This window comes from Streptomyces mexicanus, from assembly GCF_902506575.1.
Classification (GTDB): domain Bacteria; phylum Actinomycetota; class Actinomycetes; order Streptomycetales; family Streptomycetaceae; genus Streptomyces; species Streptomyces mexicanus.
This window is the reverse complement of sequence record NZ_LR732669.1, coordinates 1-5445: the sequence shown is the minus strand read 5'-3', so window position 1 is coordinate 5445 and position 5445 is coordinate 1. Positions and strand designations below refer to the sequence as shown.

The following is a 5445-nucleotide window of genomic DNA, read 5'->3' as shown; positions in this document are numbered from 1 at the left end:
GGTCAGCCCAAGAAAGCGGCGGCGGCCGCGTGGATCGGCAGCGCCCTGGAGTACTACGACTTCTTCATCTACGGCAGCGCCGCCGCCCTGATCTTCCCGAAGATCTTCTTCGACGACTCCGACCCGGCCACCGCGACCCTGCTGTCCCTGGCCAGCTTCGGCGTAGCCTACGCCGCCCGCCCCGTCGGCGCGCTGTTCCTCGGCCACGTCGGCGACCGGCTGGGCCGCAAGAAGATCATGCTCTTCACGCTCTTCCTGATGGGCGTGTCGACGTTCCTCATCGGCTGCCTGCCCACCCGCGCCCAGGCCGGCGGCCTCGCCCCGGTGCTGCTGGTGCTGTGCCGGGTGCTGCAGGGCGTCTCCGCGGCCGGTGAACAGGCCAGCGCCAGCTCCATGAGCCTGGAACACGCCCCGGCGCACCGGCGGGGCTTCTTCACCAGCTTCACGCTCAGCGGCACCCAGGGCGGCCAGCTCATCGCCACCCTGGTGTTCCTCCCGGTGGCCGCGCTGCCCGAGCCGCAGTTGCTGTCGTGGGGCTGGCGCGTGCCGTTCTGGGCGAGCGCCGCGGTCGCCGTCGTCGGCTACCTGATCCGGCGCAGGCTCGCCGAGACCCCGGCCTTCGCCCGGCAGGCGGCGTCCGAGGGCGTGGCGAAGCTGCCGCTGGCGGTGCTCCTGCGGGAGCACTGGGCCGATGTGCTGCGCGTGGTCGCCGGCGCGCTGATCGCCTCGGTGAGCACGATCTTCACGGTGTGGGCGCTGGCGTACGCCACCAGCGACGCGGTGGGCATGTCCCGTTCGTCGATGCTGTGGGTGGGCGCGCTCGCCAACGTGGCCGCGCTCGGCGCGATCCCGCTGTGGGCCATGCTGTCGGACCGCATCGGCCGCCGCCCGGTCTACCTGATCGGCGCGGTGGGCAGCGCGGTGACGATGTTCCTGTACCTGTGGGCGATCTCCGCCCGCTCCTACCCGCTGACGCTGGTGGCCGGCATCGTGGCCTTCGGTGTCGTCTACAGCGCCGCGAACGGCGTGTGGCCCGCCTTCTACGGTGAGATGTTCTCCACCCGGGTGCGGATGTCGGGCATGGCGGTCGGCACGCAGATCGGCTTCGCGGTGGCCGGGTTCGCGGTCACCTTCGCCGCCTCGATCGCGGGCCCCGACGGCACCGACTGGTCGGCGGTGGGCCTGTTCACGGCGGCCCTGTGCGTCCCGCCGGTGATCGCCGCGCTCTCGGCCCGCGAGACCCACCGGGTGCCCACGGAGCGGCTGGGCGAGCGCGAGGGACAGCGCTCGGCCCGGCGGGAGGCGGTCTCCGCCTGACCGCCGGCGGTCCGGCCTCGCACGGCCCTCACAGCCCGCCGTCCGGTGACACGGCCGCCGGCCCGCCGTCCGGTGACACGGCCGCGTCCAGCAGCGGGCCCAGTTCCCGGGCCACCGTCGTCAGGGGGCCCGCGCCGCCCTCGGCGCGGGCCATGATGATCGCGCCCTCCAGGGAGCTGATCATCAGCGTGGCGAGCGGTTCGGCCCGCTCGGCGGGCACCCCCAGCTCGACCAGCGCCCCGGCCACCGGTTCCCGCCAGGCCGTGAACGCGGCGGCCGCCGCCCCGCGGGTGGAGGGGCCGGCCGAGGCGCAGTCGACCGTCGCGGCGGCGACCGGGCAGCCGCCCACCGTGCCGGTCGCCGCGTACTCGTCGGTCCACTGCCGCACCATCGCGGCGAACAGGCCGCTCGGCTTCCTCTCCGCCGGCTCCGCCAGTTCCGCCAGGAAGCGGGCGACGCGCCCGGCGGCGTAGCGGCCGGCCCAGGCCACCGCCTCGTTGACCAGCTGTTCCTTGCCGCCGGGGAAGTAGTGCTGGAGCGATCCGCGCGGCGCCTCGGCGTGTGCGGCCACGTCCCGCATGCCGGTCGCGCCCACCCCGTCGCGCCGGATGAGCTGGGCCGCGCTGAAGACCATCCGCTCGCGCGGCCCCCTCCGAGTCCCTGCCATGGCCTGCCTCCCGCCGCCGTCCGAGATCGTTCCGGCGGCCTTTCACCTGATGACGCCGCCCTTGCGGCGACCCCGAGTCGCTTCGGGCCCCACCGACTCTATGACGGGCGTCATGAACGGGGCTACCATGACGGCTGTCATAACCGGCTCTCTCCCTCTGGGCGGTCTCGCGTGAACGTCGGCTTCCTCGGTCTCGGAGTCATGGGCCGGCCCATGGCACTCCGGCTGGCCCGCTCCGGCACTCCCCTGGTCGTGTGGAACCGCACCGCCGCCCGCAGCGGCCCCCTGCGCGCGGCCGGTGCCGAGGTGGCCGCGGACCCCGGCGAGGTGTTCGCCCGCGCCGACGTGGTGTTCCTCATGCTGGCCGACGAGTCGGCCGTGGACGCGGTCCTCGGCCGCCGCAGTGCGGCCTTCGCCCCGCGCGTCGCCGGCCGGACGGTCGTGCACATGGGGACGACCTCACCGGCGTACTCGCGCGCGCTGGAGCAGGAGATCCGCGCGGCGGGCGGACGCTATGTCGAGGCCCCGGTCTCCGGCTCCCGCGTCCCGGCGGAGAACGGCGAGCTGGTGGCGATGCTCGCCGGGCAGGACGACGCCGTGGAGACGGTACGGCCGCTGCTCGCCCCCCTGTGCCGCCAGACGTTCGTGTGCGGTCCGGCACCCAGCGCGCTGCTGATGAAGCTGTCGGTGAACCTGTTCCTGATCACGCTGGTCACCGGCCTGACGGAGGCGTACCACTTCGCCGAGCGGCAGGGACTGGACCGGCGGCTGTTCCTGGAGGTCCTGGGCGCCGGCCCCATGGCCAGCGCGGTGTCCCGGATGAAGGCGCCCAAGCTGCTGGCCGGAGACTTCTCGGTGCAGGCGGCGGCGCGCGACGTGCTGAAGAACAACCGGCTGATCGCCGAGGCGGCCCGCGGCTCCGGCACCGCCTCGCCGCTGCTCGACGCGTGCCACGCCCTGTTCGAGGAGACGGTGTCGCTCGGGCACGGCGGCGAGGACATGGTGGCGGTGCTGCGGGCGCTGGAGGCGCGGACCGCGGCCGGGTGAGGCGGGCTGTGGTCGGGGGAAGCGGACCGCGGGCGGTGAAGCGGGTCCGCCGCCGGGTGACATGGTCCGGGGCCGGGGGGGAATGGCCCGCAGCCGCGTGCGGCGGGCTGCGGGCGCGTGCAGCGGGCTGCGGGCTGCGGGCGGGCCGGGTCAGTCCTGGTCGGCGGGTGCCTTCGGGATGCCGTAGACCCGGTCCACCTTCAGGCGCAGCACGAGGCGGCGGTCGCGGACCATGGCGGCGCGGTAGTCGTCCCAGTCCGGGTGCTCACCGAGCACGTCGCGGTAGAGGCGGATCAGCTCCTCCACGGGCGCGTCGTGCGGGGCGGCGGCGACCGGGGTCAGCTCGGCGGTGCCCTCGGCGACCGCGTAGGCGCGCCGGTCCGGGCTGGTGACGTGGTAGGAGGCGCGCGGGTCCCGGCGCAGATTGCGGGTCTTGGCGCGGTCGTCGGTGATCGAGACGCGGATGACGCGCTCGTCCGGGTCGTAGGCGTGGCTGACGTTCGACAGCTGGGGCCGGCCGTCCCGTTTGAGGGTGACCAGCACGCCGCCGTGCCCCTCGGCAAGGAGGGCGAGGAGCGCGTCGTCGGCGGCGGGAGCCGCAGGTGTGTCCTGAGTCATACCCTCTCAACCGGCCTGCGTCCGCCGCGCATTCCCGCCGACGGGCCGCCGGCCGCCCGGGCTGCCGCCGCGGGCCCGGGTACGCGCCTGGCGTGAGGAGAGCGGGGACAGCCCGGACGGCCGGGCCGCCGCGTCAGGACAGCCGGGCCACCGCGTCCAGGTGCGGCAGGTGGTGGTCCAGCCGCTCCCGCTTGGTGCGCAGGTAGGTGAGGTTGCTCTCGCACGGCGGGATCAGCAGCGGCACCTGCTCGGCGACCTGGATGCCGTGCCGTACCAACGCCTCACCTTTGCGCGGGTTGTTGGACAGCAGTCGCACCGAGCGTACGTCGAGGTCGTGCAGGATCGCGGCGGCCGCCCCGTAGTCACGGGCGTCCACGGGCAGGCCGAGGGCGAGGGTCGCCTCGACCGTGTCCAGGCCCTCCGCCTGCAGGGCCATCGCCCGCAGCTTGGCGAGCAGTCCGATGCCCCGGCCCTCGTGGCCCTTGAGGTAGACGACCACGCCGCCGCCCTCGGCGACCACGGCCCGCAGCGCGGCGGCGAGCTGGTCCCCGCACTCGCAGTGCCGCGAGCCGAAGGCGTCCCCGGTCAGGCATTCGGAGTGCAGCCGGACCAGGACCCGCTCGGTGCCGAGGTCGCCGTGCACGAGGGCCACCTGCTCCTCGCCGCGGTCGTGGTCCAGGTAGCCGATCGCCTCGAAGTGCCCGTACACCGTGGGCAGCGGGGCGCGCACGACGCGTTCCACGCCCGTGCGCCGTGCGGACTTCTCACCGAACACCTCACCGAACGCGCCGGGGTTTTCTGTCATCATCTGCATCCTCTGCTCAACACGAAGGGCCGGGACAACATGACGAGTGGTGCCAGTGGCGCACACCGGCCGCCGACCGCACCGGGTTTGGTGCCGGCGGACACCACGCAGGACGTACGCCACCGGGCGGCCGGGCGTTCACGGCAGGTCGCCGTCCTGCCGGTGGGCAGTTACGAACAGCACGGCCCCTTCCTGCCGTTGGCCACCGACACATTGGTGGCCTGCGCCATCGCCCGGGAGATCGCCGCGGCCTACCCGGTGCACCTGCTGCCGCCGGTGACGATCTCCTGCTCGCACGAGCACGCCGCCTGGCCGGGCACCGTCAGCATCTCCGCGGTGACCCTGCACGCGGTGGTCCGGGACATCGCGGACTCGCTGCGCCGCTCCGGCGTCGAGGCGCTGGCGGTCGTCAACGGCCACGGCGGGAACTACGTGCTGGGCAACGTCGTGCAGGAAGCCTCCGCGCGCGGTGAACGCCTCGCGCTCTTCCCCGCCGTGGAGGACTGGGAGACGGCCCGGGAACGGTCCGGGGTGCGCACCTCGCTGCTCACCGACATGCACGCGGGGGAGATCGAGACCTCCGTCCTGCTGCACGCCCACCCCGAACTGGTCCGGGCGGGCCACGAGAAGGCCGACCACGTCGCCGACGACCGGCGTCATCTGCTCACCACCGGCATGTCCGCCTACACCGATTCGGGGGTCATCGGCCGCCCCTCCCTGGGCAGCGCGGCCAAGGGCAGGGAACTGCTCGCGAGCCTCACCGCCTGTTTCGCCCCGTACTTCTCGCTGCTCACGTCGGACGGGTAGCCGCGGGGCCGGTGACCGTCGGACGGGCAGCCGTCGGGTGGGTGGCCGTCGGGCCCGTAGCGATCGGGCGGACAGCCGTCGGGCGGTGCAGGGCCGGGCGTCGGGCGCGCCTCGCCGGACCGCGTGCAGCCGGGCGCGGGACTCGCCCCGCCCGACCCCGTACACCCGAGCGCCGGACTCGCCC

The 5445-nt window shown here is 74.4% G+C and carries 6 protein-coding genes; 3 read left to right on the top strand and 3 right to left on the bottom strand.

Annotated elements, in window-relative coordinates:
- Window positions 1-1317 (top strand): MFS transporter (locus tag GV126_RS34635; RefSeq protein WP_159675279.1); only part of this gene is annotated, 1317 nt, incomplete at its 5' end.
- Between the two features lie 28 nt (window positions 1318-1345).
- Here the strand turns inward: GV126_RS34635 and GV126_RS34630 are convergent.
- The gene (locus tag GV126_RS34630; RefSeq protein WP_159675277.1) at window positions 1346-1984 is read right to left on the bottom strand and encodes a TetR/AcrR family transcriptional regulator; all 639 of its coding nucleotides are present in this window, start codon (window positions 1982-1984) and stop codon (window positions 1346-1348) included.
- A gap of 171 nt (window positions 1985-2155) precedes the next feature.
- On the opposite strand from GV126_RS34630, the gene GV126_RS34625 reads away from it, so the two are divergent.
- A complete protein-coding gene (locus tag GV126_RS34625) occupies window positions 2156-3031 on the top strand; it encodes an NAD(P)-dependent oxidoreductase (protein ID WP_159675275.1) in 876 nt (291 codons plus the stop codon).
- Window positions 3032-3181: 150 nt separating this feature from the next.
- Here GV126_RS34625 and GV126_RS34620 read toward each other — a convergent pair whose 3' ends face one another.
- Window positions 3182-3649, bottom strand: coding sequence for a PPOX class F420-dependent oxidoreductase (locus tag GV126_RS34620; protein ID WP_159675272.1), 468 nt, complete (start codon window positions 3647-3649; stop codon window positions 3182-3184).
- 133 nt (window positions 3650-3782) lie between these two features.
- Complete coding sequence (ribA, locus tag GV126_RS34615) at window positions 3783-4454, bottom strand: GTP cyclohydrolase II (RefSeq protein WP_159675270.1); 672 nt, start codon at window positions 4452-4454, stop codon at window positions 3783-3785.
- Window positions 4455-4493: 39 nt separating this feature from the next.
- Between ribA and GV126_RS34610 the strand changes: the two genes are divergently transcribed.
- A complete protein-coding gene (locus tag GV126_RS34610; protein WP_159675268.1) occupies window positions 4494-5261 on the top strand; it encodes a creatininase family protein in 768 nt (255 codons plus the stop codon).
- Window positions 5262-5445: the final 184 nt, after the last annotated feature.

Excerpts from the sequence above, each read along its gene's own strand:
- GV126_RS34620 (WP_159675272.1), bottom strand. The coding sequence starts at position 3,649 with ATGACTCAGGACACACCTGCGGCTCCCGCCGCCGACGACGCGCTCCTC.
- GV126_RS34610 (WP_159675268.1), top strand. The coding sequence starts at position 4,494 with ATGACGAGTGGTGCCAGTGGCGCACACCGGCCGCCGACCGCACCGGGT.
- ribA (WP_159675270.1), bottom strand. The coding sequence starts at position 4,454 with ATGACAGAAAACCCCGGCGCGTTCGGTGAGGTGTTCGGTGAGAAGTCC.
- GV126_RS34630 (WP_159675277.1), bottom strand. The coding sequence starts at position 1,984 with ATGGCAGGGACTCGGAGGGGGCCGCGCGAGCGGATGGTCTTCAGCGCG.